Annotated in this window: 15 protein-coding genes and 1 other RNA gene; 1 reads left to right on the plus strand and 15 read right to left on the minus strand. The window is 61.4% G+C overall.

Annotation, left to right across the window (positions count from 1 at the left end; genetic code table 11):
- Positions 1–29: 29 nt before the first annotated feature.
- The 15 genes from AQ621_RS04305 to rsmI form a co-directional block, all read right to left on the minus strand.
- Positions 30–869, minus strand: a complete 840-nt coding sequence (locus AQ621_RS04305) for a cell division protein FtsQ/DivIB (RefSeq protein ID WP_058340407.1) — start codon at positions 867–869, stop codon at positions 30–32.
- Positions 862–1,839 carry a D-alanine--D-alanine ligase gene (locus AQ621_RS04310; RefSeq protein ID WP_022988686.1) on the minus strand — a complete coding sequence of 326 codons (978 nt, stop codon included), beginning with the start codon at positions 1,837–1,839 and terminating at the stop codon, positions 862–864. Before AQ621_RS04310 ends, AQ621_RS04305 begins: the two co-directional genes overlap by 8 nt.
- The gene (gene murC, locus AQ621_RS04315) at positions 1,832–3,277 is read right to left on the minus strand and encodes a UDP-N-acetylmuramate--L-alanine ligase (protein ID WP_058340408.1); all 1,446 of its coding nucleotides are present in this window, start codon (positions 3,275–3,277) and stop codon (positions 1,832–1,834) included. The genes AQ621_RS04310 and murC overlap by 8 nt, the downstream gene beginning before the upstream one ends.
- A complete protein-coding gene (gene murG, locus AQ621_RS04320) occupies positions 3,270–4,355 on the minus strand; it encodes an undecaprenyldiphospho-muramoylpentapeptide beta-N-acetylglucosaminyltransferase (protein WP_058340409.1) in 1,086 nt (361 codons plus the stop codon). The genes murC and murG overlap by 8 nt, the downstream gene beginning before the upstream one ends.
- Positions 4,348–5,535: a putative lipid II flippase FtsW gene (gene ftsW, locus AQ621_RS04325; protein ID WP_227508224.1), complete on the minus strand. Its 1,188-nt coding sequence runs from the start codon at positions 5,533–5,535 to the stop codon at positions 4,348–4,350. The genes murG and ftsW overlap by 8 nt, the downstream gene beginning before the upstream one ends.
- Before the next feature lie 11 nt (positions 5,536–5,546).
- Entirely contained in the window at positions 5,547–6,887 is a 1,341-nt protein-coding gene (gene murD / locus AQ621_RS04330) for a UDP-N-acetylmuramoyl-L-alanine--D-glutamate ligase (protein ID WP_058340411.1), read from the minus strand.
- 15 nt (positions 6,888–6,902) lie between these two features.
- Positions 6,903–7,988 (minus strand): phospho-N-acetylmuramoyl-pentapeptide-transferase, encoded by a 1,086-nt coding sequence (gene mraY, locus AQ621_RS04335; RefSeq protein ID WP_058340412.1) that lies wholly within the window; start codon positions 7,986–7,988, stop codon positions 6,903–6,905.
- Positions 7,973–9,370, minus strand: coding sequence for a UDP-N-acetylmuramoyl-tripeptide--D-alanyl-D-alanine ligase (locus tag AQ621_RS04340; RefSeq protein ID WP_058340413.1), 1,398 nt, complete (start codon positions 9,368–9,370; stop codon positions 7,973–7,975). The genes mraY and AQ621_RS04340 overlap by 16 nt, the downstream gene beginning before the upstream one ends.
- Positions 9,367–10,851, minus strand: coding sequence for a UDP-N-acetylmuramoyl-L-alanyl-D-glutamate--2,6-diaminopimelate ligase (locus AQ621_RS04345; protein ID WP_058340414.1), 1,485 nt, complete (start codon positions 10,849–10,851; stop codon positions 9,367–9,369). Before AQ621_RS04345 ends, AQ621_RS04340 begins: the two co-directional genes overlap by 4 nt.
- Positions 10,852–10,855: 4 nt before the next feature.
- Positions 10,856–12,592, minus strand: coding sequence for a peptidoglycan D,D-transpeptidase FtsI family protein (locus AQ621_RS04350; protein ID WP_058340457.1), 1,737 nt, complete (start codon positions 12,590–12,592; stop codon positions 10,856–10,858).
- Between the two features lie 30 nt (positions 12,593–12,622).
- Entirely contained in the window at positions 12,623–13,027 is a 405-nt protein-coding gene (gene ftsL, locus AQ621_RS04355; protein WP_058340415.1) for a cell division protein FtsL, read from the minus strand.
- Between the two features lie 26 nt (positions 13,028–13,053).
- Positions 13,054–14,010: a 16S rRNA (cytosine(1402)-N(4))-methyltransferase RsmH gene (gene rsmH, locus AQ621_RS04360; protein WP_058340416.1), complete on the minus strand. Its 957-nt coding sequence runs from the start codon at positions 14,008–14,010 to the stop codon at positions 13,054–13,056.
- Positions 14,007–14,459: a division/cell wall cluster transcriptional repressor MraZ gene (gene mraZ, locus AQ621_RS04365; protein WP_058340417.1), complete on the minus strand. Its 453-nt coding sequence runs from the start codon at positions 14,457–14,459 to the stop codon at positions 14,007–14,009. Before mraZ ends, rsmH begins: the two co-directional genes overlap by 4 nt.
- A 306-nt stretch (positions 14,460–14,765) precedes the next feature.
- An RNA gene (gene rnpB, locus AQ621_RS04460) (RNase P RNA component class A) lies at positions 14,766–15,116 on the minus strand.
- Positions 15,117–15,155: 39 nt separating this feature from the next.
- Positions 15,156–16,028, minus strand: coding sequence for a 16S rRNA (cytidine(1402)-2'-O)-methyltransferase (gene rsmI, locus AQ621_RS04370; protein WP_058340418.1), 873 nt, complete (start codon positions 16,026–16,028; stop codon positions 15,156–15,158).
- 87 nt (positions 16,029–16,115) lie between these two features.
- On the opposite strand from rsmI, the gene AQ621_RS04375 reads away from it, so the two are divergent.
- Positions 16,116–18,026 (plus strand): penicillin-binding protein activator, encoded by a 1,911-nt coding sequence (locus tag AQ621_RS04375; protein WP_227508225.1) that lies wholly within the window; start codon positions 16,116–16,118, stop codon positions 18,024–18,026.
- Positions 18,027–18,028 lie beyond the last annotated feature (2 nt).

Below are 18,028 nucleotides of genomic sequence, written 5' to 3' on the forward strand. Positions count from 1 at the left end.
ACCAAACCCCAGGTTCGTAATAATCGTTATCAGGATTTCGGAGTGGCCTGTGCCACATCCGCTTTCCACTGCACCGCGACTCCGTTCGAGTAACGGGCATCAACCCGGCTGACTTCGCTGACTCTTGAAGCCAGCCGGTTCTCGTAAACTGTTATAAAACGCTCGAAGCGCTGCTCTACCTGGTCCCGGCCCAGCACCACTTCGATGCCGTTGGCCAGGGTAAGGGTCCAGGCCCCCCTTTGTTCAAGGGTCAGGCCGGCAAAGCCCAGCCCGTATCCCAGTAATTGCTCGCTCATATTGCGGGCCATGTCGATGACATCTCGCACCCGCTCGTCAGGCCCTGCCAACCGGGGCAGCTTGCCCGCAACTTCCGGATTGGCCGGGGCAAACAGTTCCCCGGCGCGGCTGACCAGGCGACCATCTGTCCAGTAGGCCAGTGGCTTTTTCTCCCGGATGTCGATTTCCAGGCGACCGGGCCATACCCGCCTGACGGCAGCAGACTCGACCCAGGGCCGGCGCTCCAGCTCAGCCTTGATGTCGGCCAGGTCGGTGGCAAAATAGCTCTTGCCGACCCAGGCACTGGCTGCCCGCTCTACGTCCACCGGGTTTTCACCAATAAAGTTGCCGCGCACATCCACCGCCAGAATCTGCTGATCCATGGCCGTCAGCAGGCGGTCGGTGCCCCAGGGCACCATGGCCGCCAGCAGAACCACCAGGGCTCCCAGCCCTACCTGCATCCAGGGCACAGTCGCCAGAATGGCTTTCAACACTCCAAACCGGTCCCGCTCCGGACCCACGGAGGTTGCCCCCCGGCGCCGGGGCTGCTCGGGCGGTACCGCCCGGCTCCGGATCTGCAGTGTTTCAAGCATTCGCAGCCTCCTGCACGGTGTCCTTCAGGATGCGCACCACCAGTTCTTCAAAGCTGATGCCCGCAGCCCTTGCCGCCATCGGCACCAGGCTGTGGTCGGTCATGCCCGGCACGGTGTTTACTTCCAGCAGCCAGAACTCACCATCGGCATCCTGCATGATGTCTACCCGGCCCCAGGTGCGGCAGCCCAGCACCCGGAAGGCTTCCAGGGCGAGGTGCTGCAGCCGCAGTTCATCATCCGGCGCCAGTCCGCAGGGAATGCGGTAGCGGGTGTCATCAGCCAGGTACTTGGCGTCGTAATCATAGAAATCGTGGTCGGTGCTCAGACCGATGGCCGGCAGGGCCCGGTCCTGCAACAGGCTGACGGTGAACTCCGGCCCTTCGATCCATTTTTCCACCAGCACCAGGTCGTCCATGGCGGCAGCCGCTTCATAGGCTTCTGCCAGCTCGCTGGCGCTTCGCACCTTGCGGATACCAATGCTGGAGCCCTCGTGGGCCGGCTTGACGCTCAGGGGTGTGCCCAGAGCTGCCACAATAGCTTCGGCTTCATCCACCGATTTCATGGCCCGAAATGCCGGTGTCGGCAGGCCGCAGCCTTCGAACACATACTTGGTGCGCAGTTTGTCCATGGCCAGTGACGATGCCAGCACTTCGCTGCCGGTGTAGGGAATACCCGCCTGGCCCAGAATCGCCTGCAGGGTGCCGTCTTCACCACCACGACCGTGCAGGGCAATAAACACCCGGTCAAACTCCGGATTCTCGACGGTACCCAGCAGGCAGCCCCGGATATCCATACCCACGGCATCCACACCAGCAGATTGCAGGGCCGACAGCACGGCCTGGCCGCTCTTCAGCGACACTTCCCGCTCGGCCGAATCGCCGCCCATGAATACCGCCACCCGGCCCAGGGCTTTCACCAGCCCGGGCGATGCCTGATACGGCTGTGCGTCGGTATGCGTCAGATCACTCACTTGCTGTTACTCCTGCTGCGGCCAGTCGTGCCGCTACTCCACCAATGTCTCCTGCCCCCTGGGTAATCAGCAGGTCGCCATCCTGCAACACGTTGGTCAGGAGACTTTCAATCTCGCGGTTGTCTTCCACAAACACCGGTTCCACCTTGCCCCGCTGACGGATGCTCCGGCACAGGGCCCGACCGTCAGCGCCCGGAATGGCGGGTTCGCCGGCGGAATACACATCCATCAGCAGCAGGCCGTCGACTTCTGCCAGCACCCGTACGAAGTCTTCGTACAGGTCCCGGGTACGGGTAAACCGGTGCGGCTGATACAGCATCACAATACGGCGGCCCGGCCAGGCATCCCGGGCGGCACGGATGACGGCTTCCACTTCAGTGGGGTGATGGCCGTAGTCATCCACCAGGGTCACAGTACCTTTCGGAATCTGATACTCGCCGTAAACCTGGAACCGGCGGCCGACACCGGCAAAGCCGGCCAGCCCGCGACAGATCGCCTGGTCGTCCACGCCTTCGTCCGTTGCCACCGCGATGGTCGCCAGTGCGTTCAGCACGTTGTGGCGACCCGGCATCTTCAGTTCCACGGCCAGGTCTGGCCGGCCACCGGGGCGGCGCACCACAAAGCGGGTTTTCAGGCCGTCCGAGGTAATCTGCTCGGCGCGGTAGTCCGCGTCGGGGTTATCGATGCCGTAGGTGATGATGGCGCGGGAAATGCGGGGAATGATTTCCTGCACATAGTCGTCGTCTACACACATCACTGCCACACCGTAAAACGGCAGGTTGTGCAGGAAATCGACGAACGTCTGCTTCAGCTTTTCGACATCGCCACCGTAGGTGTCCATGTGGTCCGCTTCGATGTTGGTGACCACGGAAATAACCGGTGTGAGATGCAGGAACGAGGCATCGCTTTCGTCGGCTTCCGCCACCAGGTAGCGGGAACCACCCAACTGGGCATTGGTGCCGGCGCTGTTGAGCTTGCCGCCAATCACGAAGGTCGGGTCCAGCCCCGCCTCACCCAGCACCGAGGCAATCAGGCTCGTTGTGGTGGTCTTACCGTGGGTGCCGGCTACCGCAATGCCGTGGCGATAGCGCATGATTTCCGCCAGCATTTCCGCCCGGGGCACAATCGGCACCCGGCGGCTGCGGGCCGCTGCCACTTCCGCGTTATCACTGCCCACGGCGGTGGACACCACTACCACATCTGCCCTGGCGCTGTTCTCGGCGCGGTGGCCGATCTGCACTTCCACACCCATGGCCCGAAGCCGGTCTGTTACCGGGCTTTCCTTGATGTCGGAACCGGACACGTCGTAGCCCTGGTTCTTCAATACTTCGGCAATACCGCTCATGCCGGCACCGCCGATACCGACAAAGTGGATATGGCGAATTCGGCGCATTTCCGGCACCTGGTACACCAGCGGCGGATTGTTTGCATCAGCCATTGGCGGCCTCCAGACAGTAATTCACGACTCTCTCCGTTGCATCGGGACGGGCCAGCGAGCGCGCGGCCTGCGCCATTCCCAGAATTTTTTCCCGGTCACCGGACAACCCTTTCAGGGTGTCGGCCAGTGCCTCGGGGGTAAACCTTGGCTGCGGCACCAGAATGGCGGCACCGGCCTTGACCATGTGCTGGCCGTTGCGGGTCTGATGGTCGTCCACCGCGTGGGGGAACGGCACCAGGATCGCGCCTACCCCGGCAGCACACAGCTCCGACACCGTCAGGGCACCCGCCCGGCACACCACCAGGTCTGCCCAGGCGTAGGCTTCTGCCATATCCGCAATAAAGGGCTCTACGCTGGCCTTCACGCCGGCAGCATCATAGGACTGCTGCGCGGCTTCGAGATTCTTTTCGCCACACTGGTGGCGCACCTGCGGCCGGTCGGCTTCCGGCAACAGCGCCAGGGCCTTCGGCAACTGTTCGTTGAACACCTGGGCGCCCAGGCTGCCGCCCACTACCAGGATGCGTACCGGCCCGGTTCGGCCGGCAAAACGCTCTGCCGGCTCCGGCAGCTCGGCGACATCCTTGCGCACCGGGTTACCGGTGCAGCGGGTAATGACCTTGTCGCCGAAACTGCCGGGAAAAGCTTCCAGCACGGTTTCGGCAAAGCGGGTCAGCCAGCGGTTGGTCATACCGGCAACCGCGTTCTGCTCATGCACCACCAGCGGCCGGCGCTGCATCCAGGCGGCTACTCCACCAGGGCCGGTCACAAAGCCGCCCATACCCACCACGCAATCCGGATTGATCCGGCGCAGCAGTGTCCAGGCCTCGCCCAGAGCCCGCATCAGGCGGAACGGCGCCAGCAGCAGCGCCAGCTTGCCCTTGCCCCGCAGGCCGGAGATATGAATGGTGGATAACGGAATATCGGTGTTACCCACCAGCCGCTCTTCCATGCCGCCACTGGCGCCGAGCCAGTAAACTTCATGGCCGCGCTCCTGCAGCGCCCGGGCCGTTGCCAGGGCCGGGAATACGTGGCCGCCGGTACCACCGGCCATCATCAGAAAACGGCGAGGTTCAGTCATACACAGCCCCTCCCCGTACCTTGCTTGTCTTTTCCTGTTCGGACATACGAACCCGATCCAGCCGTTCCATTTCAACCCGTACCAGCACCCCGATCGCCACGCAGGTGACCATCAGGCTGGAGCCGCCATAGCTCACCAGCGGCAGGGTCAGGCCCTTGGTGGGCAGCAGGCCGGTGGCAACGGCCATGTTGATGCCGGCCTGCAAACCGATCAGCAGCGTCAGGCCATAGCTGAAACAGGCCCCGAACGGCATGCCCGATTTTTCCGCCCGGCGGGCAATCACAAACCCGCTCACCACCAGGGCGGTAAACAGCCCCAGCACAATCAATGCACCGACCAGCCCGAACTCCTCGGCAATGATCGAGAAAATAAAGTCTGTGTGGGCTTCCGGCAGGAAGAACAGCTTCTGCACCGAATTGCCCAGGCCAACGCCGAACCACTCACCGCGCCCGAAGGCAATCAGTGACTGGGTGAGCTGATAGCCAGAATCAAACTGGTCCTTCCAGGGGTCCAGGTAACTCACTACCCGCTTCAGCCGGTACGGCTGGGTAACCACCAGCACCGTGCCCAGTACCGCCAGGATGGCGATCAGCGGTGCGAAGCGGGTCAGCCGCACACCACTGAGAAAAATCATGCCCGCCGCCGCGGTCACCAGAACCACCGTGGCGCCAAAGTCGGGCTGGATTACCAGCAGCACCGAAGCCACACCCAGAACAACCAGGGGCTTCAGGAAGCCGGGCCAGGTATTCAGCAGCTCTTCCCGGCGGCGCACCACGTAGCCTGCCAGGTAGGCAATCAGGCACAGCTTGGCCACTTCCGATACCTGCACATTGAACACCAGCATCGGGATCCAGCGGGTAGAACCGTTAACAGTCCGCCCCAGCGGCGTCAGCACCAGCACCAGCACCGCCAGGCCAATACCCAGCATCAGCCAGCCACTGCGCTCCCACCAGCTTACTGGCACGTTCACCGCAATCAGCGCGGCGACGCAGCCCATGGCCGCATACAGCAACTGCCGGATCACATAGTGATAGCCATTGCCCAGGGTGGCCTCGGCCATATCCATGGAGGCCGAGGAGATCATCACCACACCCACCACCAGCAGGGCTACCGCAGACACCACCAACACCGGCAGCGGCTGCAACTGGCCGTCCCAGGTCCTGATTTGCGGTATGGTCATACCTGCCTGCATCACAGTGCCTCCACCAGGGTGCGGAACTGATCACCCCGATCGTTGTAATCCCGGAACATGTCGAAGCTGGCGCAAGCCGGCGATAACAAGACCCGGTCGCCCTCATGGGCCATTTCCCGGGCATCAGACACCGCCCGCTCAAAACTGCTCGCCATCACCGTCACCACGTCTTCCGGCAAGGCGGCGGCAATCGCCGGTGCATCACGGCCAATCAGCACCACCGCCCGGCAATGCTGTGCCACCGGCTGAGCCAACGGCTGGAAATCAGCACCCTTGCCATCACCGCCGGCAATCAGCACCACCTTGCCCTGCTCGGGGGCCAGGCTTTCAATGGCGGCAACCGTGGCACCCACGTTGGTACCCTTGGAATCGTTGATGTAATCCACGCCGCCCAGTTGCCGGATAAACTCGCAGCGATGAGGCAAGCCACGGAACTCACGTGCCACCTGCAGCATCGGTTCCATCGCAAGGCCGGCGGCGTGGCCCAGGGCCAGCGCAGCCATCACATTGCTGATGTTGTGCAGGCCCATCAGTTTCAGTTCGCTGGCCAGCAGCAGGTTGTCGAAGCCGAAGGTAATCCAGGTGCCCCGTTCGTCATCCCGGGTGCTGAAGGTTTCCGGATTCACCCGGTTAAAACCGAAACACAGAAATCTCAGGTTATCCCGGGCCATCGGCGTGCTCAGGGCATCGTCCAGGTTCACAATGGCATTGCGGCAACCGCGATAGATCCGCTGCTTGGCCTGGAAATACGCCATCTTGTCCGGGTACCGGTCCATATGATCGTCACTGACGTTCAGTACGGTGGCAGCCTGGGCATTCAGTTCCGCCGTGGTTTCCAGCTGGAAGCTGGACAGTTCCAACACATACAGATCAACGCCCTGACCCAGCAGATCCAGGGCCGGGGTACCGATATTGCCGCCTACCTGAACCTTGCGGCCGGCCGCCTTCGCCATTTCGCCCACCAGGGTAGTCACCGTGGTTTTACCGTTAGAACCGGTAATGGCGATGATCGGTGCGTCTGCGGCTTCCGCAAACAGGTCGATGTCACCGCGAATCACGGCGCCTTTCTGCGCGGCACCGGCAATGGCGGGCTCGGCAACGCTGATGCCCGGGCTGACCACCAGTTCGTTAAAACGGGCAAACAGCTCTTCATCGAAATCGCCCAGGTACACCGGCACATCCGGCCAGCCGGCCTTCAGCTCATCCAGCCCCGGCGGGTTACTCCTGCTGTCGGCCACGGCAATGTCCCTGCCTGTTCCAGACAGATAGCGCACGCAGGAGAGCCCGGTTTTACCGAGCCCTACTACCAATGTGCGACGATCCGAAACAATGACACTCATAGCCGTAGCAACTTCCTATCGGATTTTCAGACTGGCCAGGCCAACCAGGACCAGGACCACGGTAATGACCCAGAAGCGCACGATGACTCGCGGCTCGGGCCAGCCCTTAAGCTCGAAATGGTGGTGCAACGGTGCCATCCGGAAAATCCGGCGGCCGGTCAGGCGGAACGATGCCACCTGCAGGATCACCGAGATGGTTTCCATCACAAACACACCACCCATGATGAACAACACGATTTCCTGGCGGACGATCACAGCCACCACACCCAGAGCCGCCCCCAAGGCGAGCGCACCTACATCACCCATAAATACCTGGGCCGGATAGGTGTTGAACCAGAGGAAACCCAGGCCCGCGCCCACCAGGGCACAACAGAACACAATCAGCTCGCCGGTTCCCGGCAGATGCGGAATCAGCAAGTAGTTGGCGAATTGGGCATGGCCGGACACATACGCGAAGATGGCCAGGGCGCTGGCCACCATCACCGTAGGCATAATCGCCAGGCCGTCGAGGCCGTCTGTCAGGTTCACCGCGTTACTGCTGCCGACAATCACAAAATAGGTCAGCAGAATGAACATCACCGGCCCCAGGGTGATGGACACATCTTTCAGGAACGGCAGGTACAGGGACGTTTCCTGGGGCAATGAGGAGCTGAAATACAGCCCTACCGCCGCCGCGGCACCAATCACCGACTGCCAGAAATACTTCCAGCGGCCCGGCAGGCCGCGCGGATTACGCTCCACCACCTTGCGGTAGTCGTCTACCCAGCCAATGGCACCGAACAACAAGGTGACCAGCAGTACAATCCAGACATAGCGGTTGCTCAGGTCTGCCCACAGCAGGGTGGAAATCGCGATAGCCACCAGAATCAGCGCGCCGCCCATGGTGGGGGTGCCTGCTTTGCTCAGGTGGGTTTGCGGGCCATCATCCCGAACCGCCTGGCCAATCTGGTACTGGCTGAGTTTCCGGATCATCACCGGGCCGATCAGCAGCGAGATCAGCAGCGCCGTCAGCACACCCAGAATGGCGCGCAGGGTCAGGTACTGAAACACCGTCAGTGATGAAAAGTATTGCGATAGTATCTCTGTCAGCCAGAGCAGCATGTGTTTGTCACCTTTTTCTGAATTCCCTCCACCACGCGATCCATGGCGGAACTGCGAGAACCTTTCACCAGTACAGTGGTATTTCCCTGCCGGCCATTCAGAATGGCCTCCATCGCCTGTTCATGGCTCTGGACCTGCTCGGCATTTGTTCCGAAACCCCGGGCGTAGCCTTCGCTACCGGCACCCACCGCCAACAGGCGTTCGATACCCTTTGCCCGGGCGTGGGCGCCTACTTCCTGGTGCAGCGCCTCAGCGCCTTCACCCAGCTCAGCCATGGCGCCGAATACGGCCACCCGGGTACCCGGACAGGCCGCCAGGACATCCAGCGCCGCCTTCATGGACGCGGGATTGGCGTTATAGCTGTCGTCGATCACCGTGAAATCGTCGGTCAGCTTCAGTACCTGCAACCGCCCTTTTACCGGCTGCACACCGCTCAGCCCGTGCACCAGCTGCTGTTCGGTCGCACCCAGCTCCCGGCATGCCGCCAGCGCCAGCAGTGCATTGGTAATGTTGTGTTCACCCGGCAGCGGCAGTACCAGGCGGCAATGCCAGCCGTCAGGGCCGTCAATCTCCAGCGCCTGGGACTGGTCTGCCTGGATTGCTGCCCTGGCGCGGTAATCCGCTTGCGGGTGCCCCATGCGGGACACACTCACGACCCGCTTCGATCCGGCCCGCTGTAACCACTGGTCAAAGGCAGGGTCGTCCCGGTTCAGCACCACCGCACCATCGGCGGCCACGCCATCAATAATCTCACCCTTGGCCTGCACGATATTCTGGTAACTGCCGAAACCTTCCAGGTGCGCCTGCCCGGCGTTGGTCAGAATGACCACCTGCGGGCGAACAATGTTCACCGTGTGGGCAATCTCGCCCAGCCCGCTGGCACCCAGCTCGATGGCACCGTAACGATGCGCAGGCTCCAGCCGGAACAGGGTCAGCGGAACCCCGATGTGATTGTTCAGGTTGCCCTCTGTCGCCAGGGTAGCCCCCATCTGCGCCAGAATGGCGGAAGTCATCTGCCGCACGGTGGTCTTACCACTGCTACCGGTAATCGCCACCAGCGCTGCCCGGCTTTCGCTTCGATTTGCGGCCGCCAGACCTGCCAGTGCATTGACGGTATCGGCCACTACCAGTTGCGGCATGGCAACGGTGTCATCTGCGGTATCGACCACTGCCGCCACCGCACCCTGTGCCCGGGCCTGCTCCAGAAACTTGTGGCCATCGAAACGGTCGCCGCGCAGCGCCACAAACAACTGGCCCGGCTTGACTGCCCGGGTATCGGTCGACACACCATCAAAGCGGAGCGTATCCGCATCCACCGGCGCGCCGGCCAGTTTGGCCTGCAGGAAGCCCTGAGCTTCCGCCAGCGAAAAGGCGCGCATCATGCCACACCTCCATTGAGGTTCAAGTGGTGGCGCACCTGCTCGGCATCACTGAATGGCAGCTTCTGGCCAGCCACTTCCTGGTAGGCCTCGTGGCCCTTTCCGGCCACCAGCACCAGGTCGTCCGGACCGGCCATGGCAATGGCTTCGGCGATGGCCGCCGCACGGTCATGGATAACCCGGTACGCGGCACCTGCAGAAAAGCCCTGCACAATATCGGCAGCAATCTTCGCCGGATCTTCAGAGCGCGGGTTGTCGTCAGTCACGATCACCACATCTGCACGCTTTTCCGCTTCTGCTGCCATTTCCGGGCGTTTTCCGGCATCCCGGTCGCCGCCACAGCCAAATACACAAATCAGCTTGCCTGCCGCATGGGGCCGCAAGGCCGCCAGGGCATTGGCCAGGGCGTCCGGGGTATGCGCGTAGTCCACAATGACATGCTTGCCATCGGCACCGGTGAAACGCTCAAGCCGGCCCGGAGGCGGCGTGAGGTGCGAGCTGGCTTCGACTGCACGCTCCAGCGGTACACCCAGGGTGAGCACCGTGGCCAGGGCCGCCAGCACGTTACTGGCGTTAAAGCTGCCAAGCAGCGGCACCTGCAGCTCAAATTCGCCCCACTGGCCATCCACCAGGGCACGGAAGCCGGAAGCTTCAGGTCTGAATTCTTTCAGCCACAACTCGGTCTGCCCCTCGTGCAGGCTGTAGCGGACACGGTCACACAACCCTTCAAGCTGGCCATACAGCTGGCGCCCGAACGGATCGTCGAAATTGATCACCGAGAAGTGCAATTCCTCACGCTGGAACAGCCTGGCCTTGGCCTCGCCGTAGGCCTCCATGCTGCCGTGGTAATCCAGGTGGTCCCGGGTCAGGTTGGTAAACACGGCTCCGGTCATGGTCAGCTTGTCGATCCGGCCCTGATCCAGAGCGTGGGAAGACACTTCCATCACCGCAGCCCTGCCACCATCGGTCCGGATGCGATGCAGCACACGATTCACCTGCACCACGTCCGGCGTGGTATGTGTGGCCGGCATAAGGTTGCCCGGCATGCCATAACCCAGGGTGCCCAGCACGCCGCACGGGGTGCCGGTGTCTTTCAGCAGCTGGGCGATGTACTGGGTTACCGAAGTCTTGCCGTTGGTACCGGTGACCCCAATAAGCCGCAAATGCCGGGACGGATGCTCGAAAAACCGGGTGGCGACGCGCCCCAACTGGGCGCGCAGGCCGACAACCGGAACAATCAGGGCGCCTGAGCGTTCATGACATTCCCGGTGTTCACTGGCTTCCAGCAACACTGCGGTAGCACCCGCAGCGATGGCATCATCTACATAGTGTTCCGCTGACGTGGCAGAACCCGCCAGGGCAATAAAGGCGTCGCCCGATCGTACCGCCCGGCTGTCCGTCTGAAGGCCGTGGATGGTCACGTCAAAGACCGATGGCACGTCCACAATGCCCTGAAGCAGAGTGCTGATTGATGTGATGCACATGGCGTTAACCTCTCTCTCCGGATGCCGTCGCCTTGGCGTCGGACACTTCCAGTTCAGGCTTCACATTCAGCAGTCGCAATGCGTCTCCCATAACCCGGGCAAATACCGGGGCGGCAACTTCACCACCGTAGTATTCCCCGGACTGCGGCGCATCAACGGCCACAACGGTTACGATTCGCGGATCATCAATGGGCGCCATGCCGGCAAAAATGGCCTTGTACTGGCTGTCTTCATAGCCCTGGGCACCCACCAGGTGCACCGTGCCGGTTTTGCCACCAGCGGCATACAGGCCAGGCTGGGCCCGGCCACCGGTGCCTTTGGCAACAGCGTTCCTCAACATGTTCCTGACCGCCAGGGTTACCTCTTCGGACAACACCCGGTGGCCCTCTGGCTTCTGGTCCTGCTTCAGCAAACTGACCGGGTAACGGATGCCGCCGTTAGCCAGCACCATATAGGCCTGGGCCAGCTGCAGGGCATTCACGCTCAGCCCGTAGCCGTAGGACAAAGTGGCTTCTTCTACCGGGCGCCATTTCGGACGGGCCGGCAGCACACCGACTGCCTCACCCGGGAAACCGATACCGGTGGCCTGGCCAATGCCCAGGCGCGCATACAGGTTTCTCAGTACATCGCCACCCAGCTCGGTGGCGATCTTGCTGACCCCGACGTTGCTCGATTTCACAATGATGTCGTTCAGGCTCAAAGCGCCGTAATCACGAAAATCCCGGATCGTAAAACGGCCAAAACGCCGGTAGCCCGGCGAAGTATCAATCAGGGTTTCCGGTTTGTACTTGCCGGATTCCAGTGCCGCAGCAACGGTAATGGGCTTCATGGTGGAGCCCGGCTCAAACAGATCGGTAATGGCCTTGTTACGCAAATTGGCCGGATCCAGCTGGGAACGGTCGTTCGGGTTATAGGAGCCCTGATTCGCCATCGCCAGCACTTCGCCGGTGTTCACGTCCAGCATCACCAGGGTGCCGCCTCGGGCCTTATGGGCACTGACCACGGCCTTGAGTTCCCGGTAAGCAAGATACTGCAGACGCAGGTCGATGCTCAGCTCCATGTCCTTGCCGGGCCGGGCGTCCCGGATCAGCATGAGGTCCTTGATCACCCGACCGCGATTGTCTTTCAGTACGCGCTTGCGGCCTGGCTCACCGGTCAGCCACTGGTTATACGCCAGCTCGATACCTTCCTGGCCGTCTTCATCAATATTGGTGAAGCCGACAATGTGAGCAGTCACTTCGCCCGCAGGATAGTAACGACGATATTCCTGCCGTGAGTAGATGCCACCAATGCCCAGCTCTAACGCTTCGCGGGCCATGGCAGGCTGAACCTTACGGCGCAGATAGATGAACTCACGCCCCGCGTAATCACGCAGGCGCTGGCGCAGTGCGCCTTCAGACATGCCGATAACCCTGGCCAGTGCCGCAAGGCCGGGATCTTCAGGATCGGTTTCCGAGGGGTTGGCCCACAGGGTCTGCACCGGGGTACTCACCGCCAGCGGCTCACCGTGGCGGTCCGCCACCACACCCCGGTGGGCGTCAATAGACTCCACCCGGATGGTGCGCACATCGCCCTGCTGGCGCAGGAACTCGTTGTCGACCACTTGCAGGTCAACCAGGCGCCAGCTGATGCCAGCCATAACCAGCAGGAAAACGCCCAGCACAGTGCCGAAGCGCCAGGCCTTCAGGCCTGTCAGCACCCGCTGTTTCCAGCTTGTCGCCTGCTTTCCCTGACTGGACAAATCAGCCACCCCAAGAGTTTGTTGTTGCTATTATTTGGCTGCAACGGTGGACATCAGCGGCACCAGGACAATGTCCTGACGCTCTGGCACCACCATGTTGAAACGCTGGGCCGCCAGTTTCTCGACCCGACCATGATTGCTCAGTGCACTCTGCTCCAGCAGCAACTGACTCCATTCCCGCTGGTAGCCGTCGCGCTGCTCCTGCAAACTGGACAAGGTATTGAACAGTTCCCGGTTCTGGTGGGAGCTGATTACTACGCCAATAGCCGAGGCGGTCAGCACCAGCACCAGGGCGAGGGTAATCACCACCTTCGGCTCCCGGGTTACCTCGAATACCTGGCGGGACAGACGCACCGCCGTCGCCATGCCATCGCGCACACGCTCCCGGGTAATCCGGGTTGTCTTTACTGGTTGTTCGATCGCTACCGCACCCATGGCGTCGCGCTCCCTTTCAAATCCGTTTAATTGGCTACCCGTTCCAGAACCCGCATAACTGCACTGCGGGCCCGGACGTTTTCTTCAATTTCCTGCTCATTGGCCTTGCTGGCCTTACCCACCAGGCGAAATCCCGACTGCTCCTGGTCTGCAGTAACCGGGACACCCCGGGGAATCTTCGGCCCCTTGGCCAGGTCTCTCATAAACCGCTTAACCAACCGGTCTTCCAGTGAATGGAAGCTGATGACCACCAACCGGCCACCCGGTGCCAGCCGGTCTACTGCCGATTTCAGTCCGATTTCCAGGTCTTCCAGCTCCCGGTTGATAAAAATCCGGATCGCCTGGAAGGTCCGGGTGGCCGGATGCTTGTGCTTTTCTTTCTTGGGCACAGCTTCTGCCACCAGCTCAGCCAGCTGGCGCGTGGTTTCGATCGCCTCTTCCTGACGACGGGCCACAACCAGGCGGGCAATACGACGGGAGAAACGCTCCTCGCCGTAGCGCCAGATCACGTCTGCAATGTCTTTTTCGTCGGCGGTCGCCAGCCACTGGGATGCGCTGGGTTCCTGCTCCGGGTTCATGCGCATATCCAGCGGACCATTGCGCATAAACGAAAATCCGCGGCTGGCGTCGTCTAATTGGGGCGACGACACACCCAGATCCATCAAAACACCATTCACCTGCGCCCACTCTTTACTGCCCAGTGCCTCGTCGAGCTGCGCGAAGGAACCGTGGAACCACGAGAAGCGGGCATCATCCGCTGCCAGCTTCCCGGCTACGCGAATTGCCTCGGGATCTTTATCAATACCCAGCAACTGGCCCGACTCGCCCAGTTGCCCGAGAATCAAACGGCTGTGGCCACCACGGCCAAAAGTTGCATCCACATAGCAACCGGCCGGATCGTTGACCAGGTAATCCACGGCCTCGTCGAGCAGCACCGAACGGTGTTTGAAGGCTGCTGCGGATTCCTGCTGGTTATCCGTCATAGCGACAACGCCTCCATTTCCGGCGGCATGTCTTCGTCACCGGACGACTCGTCCAGCCAGGCGAACCAGCGCTCTTCACTCCAGAGCTCCAGCTTTTTGCCCTGACCAATCAGCATCAGCTTTTTCTCCAGGTGTGCGTAACTTCTGAGCGTTGGCGGCACCAGAATACGGCCAGCACTGTCCAGTTCCATGGGCGCCGCATTACCAAGAATCAGGCGCTGGAGCCGGCGGGCGGCTTTATTCATGTTCGGCAGCGCTTCAATTTTGGGGCGCAGCTGCTCCCACTCGGGCTCCGGATACAGCAGCAAACAGCGCTCTTCATCAGCATTGGCAGTCAGCACAATACGGCCACCACAAAGCTGCGCGAGCTCCTCGCGCAGCTTTGTCGGGATCGCCAGGCGTCCCTTCGCGTCCATATTGATGGCATGACTGCCAAGAAAGTTACTCATTTATGCTGAATCCAAGGGTGCGATATCCACAAAAAACCACCGTAAACCACTTTTTCCCACTTCCGCACACTATAGAAACACGCAATACACAATGCAAGCGCCGCAAACGGCACCACATCATGAAAACTCCCTTTAATGACAACGAGTTACAGAGCGAAAAGTTACGAGGATATTAAAAAGAGGTAAAGAAAAGGAGGAAAAACAAACACCTGCAAATAACTCTGAAGAGCAAACTTCAGGTTTAAGATTTTTTGGCTATAAAGGCCACTTTGTGAGATTGATGAACATCACATTCAGGAAGAGAAAAAAGCGAGCTCGCCGATAAGCCGGGTTCTGTCTTGGACAGTCATTCATCTAGGGCCTGCGTCACCACAGGCCTCAAGCAACCTACCCGAATCCAGCGCGGGCCACGCCAACGGATTCCTATTTGGTCTTGCTCCAGGTGGGGTTTACCATCGCCGTGGACTGTTGCCAGCCACGCGGTGCGCTCTTACCGCACCATTTCACCCTTACCGGCACCCGAAGGCGCTTAGGCGGTTTACTTTCTGTTGCACTTTCCGTCGGCTCGCGCCGCCCAGGCGTTACCTGGCACCTTGCCCTGCGGAGCCCGGACTTTCCTCCCCCGGTAAAACCGGCGGCGACTGTCTGGCGAGCTCGGCGCCGACAATACCTGTGCCGGCACCGCCATGCAAGGCTTTAATCAGGTTTCAGCGCCAGTGCTCGCTGGTAAAGCTCATTCTTGCCCAGCCCGGTCAACTCCGACGCAATCTTCGCCGCCTTCTTTACCGGCAACTCGGCGATCAGCAGCTCCAGCAACTTGTCGGTATCCACCGAAGAGCCAGCATCCTCCGGGCCGGCATCAGCCCCGCGCACCATCACCACAAACTCGCCCTTCGCCCCGTGAGGGTCGGCCTGAAGTTCACCCAGCACGGTTTCCGCACTGCCGGAGTAGAAGGTTTCGAAGGTCTTGGTCAGCTCCCGCCCAAGCACGCACTCCCGACCGGCACCAAACACCTCGACCATATCCTGCATCAGGTCGGAAATCCGGTGGGGGGACTCATAGAACACCAGCGTGGCCGGCTCCTTTCGCAGCTGCTCCAACGCCGCCTGGCGCCCGGACCGCTTGGCGGGCAGAAACCCGGCAAACAGGAACCGGTCTGTCGGCAAACCGGCGGCCGACAAGCCGGCAATCAGGGCGCAAGGCCCCGGAATGGGCGTTACACGGTAGCCGGCAGCGCGGGCTTCCCGAACCACCACATAGCCGGGGTCGGAAATCAGCGGCGTCCCGGCATCGGAAATCAAGGCCACTTTCTGGCCCTGCCCCAGTACCTCGAGCACCCTCTCCACGCGGCCACGCTCATTGTGATCGTGCAGCGCCATCATTGGCCTGCTGATACCCAGGTGCTGAAGCAATCGCCCACTGTGCCGGGTGTCCTCGGCCGCCACCAGGTCTGCACTTGCCAGCACCTGCCGGGCCCGTTCAGAGAGATCATCAAGGTTACCGATAGGCGTAGCGACAATAGAAAGCACGCCACCGGAATGATCGGGCGAACGCTCTGAACTGGACATAGAAAACTCCGTTAAAGGGGCAACAACTGCCGGGACACCGGCCCGATGACAGTCACGTCATGTGAATTATGCCGGGAGCTGGTAAACTTGCCACCGAAACAGCGGCATCACAAGCCCATTAATCCGGAGACGACCGAGCCTGCCATGATCAGATACTGCAGCCACAAACCGGCTTTCGCCCTGCTAGCCCTCATTCTGCTACTGACCGGCGGTTGCGCCACCGTCAATCTCGACAGCCACATTGCCGAATCCCCGGAACAGGCGCTTGCCATGGCGAGCGATGAAAGCAACCAGATGGTTGCCCAGCGCTACCTGCTGAGAATCGCCAGCCGCTACCAGAACAGCGGCAACCATGAAGACGCCCGCCTTCTGCTACGCAGTGAACAGATGGCCAATCCAGTTCCGGAACTGGAAAACCAGTACCGGCTGCAGGCCATGGCCAGCGCCCTGGAACTGGAAGATACCGACTGGGCCACCGAACTGACGGCCAACAGCAAGGCCGATGACTTCCTGGGCTATCCGAACGAAACCATGGCCCGTGCCGCTACGCTCCAGGCCCGCACCCAGGCCCTCGCCGGCGAGCCTCTGCCGGCGGCACTGACACTGATCCTGCTGGCCCAGACCGACAGCAGCTCTGCCCCGCAACAGCTGCATAACGAAATCTGGAACTACCTGAAAAATGCCTCCCCGGACCAGCTCGGACAGGCCGCAGATAGCGCCATGGGCTTTGAAATCGAAGGCTGGCTGGAACTTGCCAACACCCTGCAAGACCCGGACATTGACCTGGATACCCAGGGGCGCCTGATCCGCCAGTGGCAGAATAACTGGCCCGGCCACCCGGCCGCGCAGATGCTTCCGGAAAAACTGGCCCTGCTGGCTGATCTGGCAACATCGCGCCCTGAACACCTGGTACTGGCACTGCCGCTGGACGGGCAACTGGCCGCAGCCGGCAAAGCCATCCGTGATGGCTTCCTGGCCGCCTACTACAGCGACGACAGCACCGACCGCAGCAAGACCGATATCCGCATTGTGGATACCAGCGCCGGCTCTTTCCGAGAACTCTATCAGGAGCTTTCCGAAACCAACGCAGACCTGATCGTCGGCCCCCTGGAAAAAGAAGGGCTGGCCGAACTTTCCAGCATGAACACCCTGCCGGTTCCGGTACTGGGGCTGAACTACCTGCCCGGCGATAGCCGCAAACCTTCGGGCCTTTACCAGTTTGGCCTGTCCGCAGAAGACGAAGCGCGCCAGATTGCCGACAAACTCGCCGAAGACAACGTCCGCCAGGTACTCGTACTGATCCCCCATGGTGAATGGGGCGACCGGGTAGAAGCGGCCCTAAGAACCCGGGCGCAGACCCACGGACTTCGCACCCTGGATATCGAACGTTTTTTCCCGGAAGACAACTTCAGACAGGTCACCGCCGACCTGCTCGGCATTACCACCTCGCGCAACCGCGCCATTGCGGTAGAACGCACCATTGGCCTGAACGTCGAATTTGAGCCACGGCGCCGGCAAGACGCCCAGGGCATCGTACTGGTCGCCACACCGACCATTGCTCGCCAGTTCAACCCCCTGTTCGCCTTTTACTATGGCGGCGACCTGCCGGTCTACGCTCCGTCCATCATCTACGGCGGTGAGCCGGACCCGGGCAAGGATCGCGACATTAACAACGTGAACTTTACCGACATCCCCTGGGTCCTGGCGGAAGATAACCCGCTTCGGGAACAGGCACAGCAATACCTGAGTGGCACCCGCGGCCAGCTGGGCCGCCTGTTCGCCATGGGGGCCGATGCCTGGCAACTGAGCAAGCGCCTGCCCCTGCTGCAGCAAGTCAGCGACGCCACCATTGACGGCCAGACCGGCGAGCTGAGCATGACCCCGGACGGTGCCATCCACCGTAAACAGCTCTGGGCACAGATCCGTAACGGCCAGCCGGAACTCCTGGAAACACCCGAACAAGAACCGCCGGGCATCGAAGGCGAAACCTCCAACTAAAC

It is taken from the genome of Marinobacter sp. P4B1 (assembly GCF_001447135.1).
Taxonomy (GTDB): domain Bacteria; phylum Pseudomonadota; class Gammaproteobacteria; order Pseudomonadales; family Oleiphilaceae; genus Marinobacter; species Marinobacter vinifirmus.

Bases quoted from the DNA above. Each gene is read 5' to 3' on its own strand.
- AQ621_RS04305 (WP_058340407.1), bottom strand. From the start codon at position 869: ATGCTTGAAACACTGCAGATCCGGAGCCGGGCGGTACCGCCCGAGCAG.
- murC (WP_058340408.1), bottom strand. From the start codon at position 3,277: ATGGCTGATGCAAACAATCCGCCGCTGGTGTACCAGGTGCCGGAAATG.
- murG (WP_058340409.1), bottom strand. From the start codon at position 4,355: ATGACTGAACCTCGCCGTTTTCTGATGATGGCCGGTGGTACCGGCGGC.
- ftsW (WP_227508224.1), bottom strand. From the start codon at position 5,535: ATGACCATACCGCAAATCAGGACCTGGGACGGCCAGTTGCAGCCGCTG.
- murD (WP_058340411.1), bottom strand. From the start codon at position 6,887: ATGAGTGTCATTGTTTCGGATCGTCGCACATTGGTAGTAGGGCTCGGT.
- mraY (WP_058340412.1), bottom strand. From the start codon at position 7,988: ATGCTGCTCTGGCTGACAGAGATACTATCGCAATACTTTTCATCACTG.
- AQ621_RS04340 (WP_058340413.1), bottom strand. From the start codon at position 9,370: ATGATGCGCGCCTTTTCGCTGGCGGAAGCTCAGGGCTTCCTGCAGGCC.
- AQ621_RS04345 (WP_058340414.1), bottom strand. From the start codon at position 10,851: ATGTGCATCACATCAATCAGCACTCTGCTTCAGGGCATTGTGGACGTG.
- ftsL (WP_058340415.1), bottom strand. From the start codon at position 13,027: ATGGGTGCGGTAGCGATCGAACAACCAGTAAAGACAACCCGGATTACC.
- rsmH (WP_058340416.1), bottom strand. From the start codon at position 14,010: ATGACGGATAACCAGCAGGAATCCGCAGCAGCCTTCAAACACCGTTCG.
- mraZ (WP_058340417.1), bottom strand. From the start codon at position 14,459: ATGAGTAACTTTCTTGGCAGTCATGCCATCAATATGGACGCGAAGGGA.
- rsmI (WP_058340418.1), bottom strand. From the start codon at position 16,028: ATGTCCAGTTCAGAGCGTTCGCCCGATCATTCCGGTGGCGTGCTTTCT.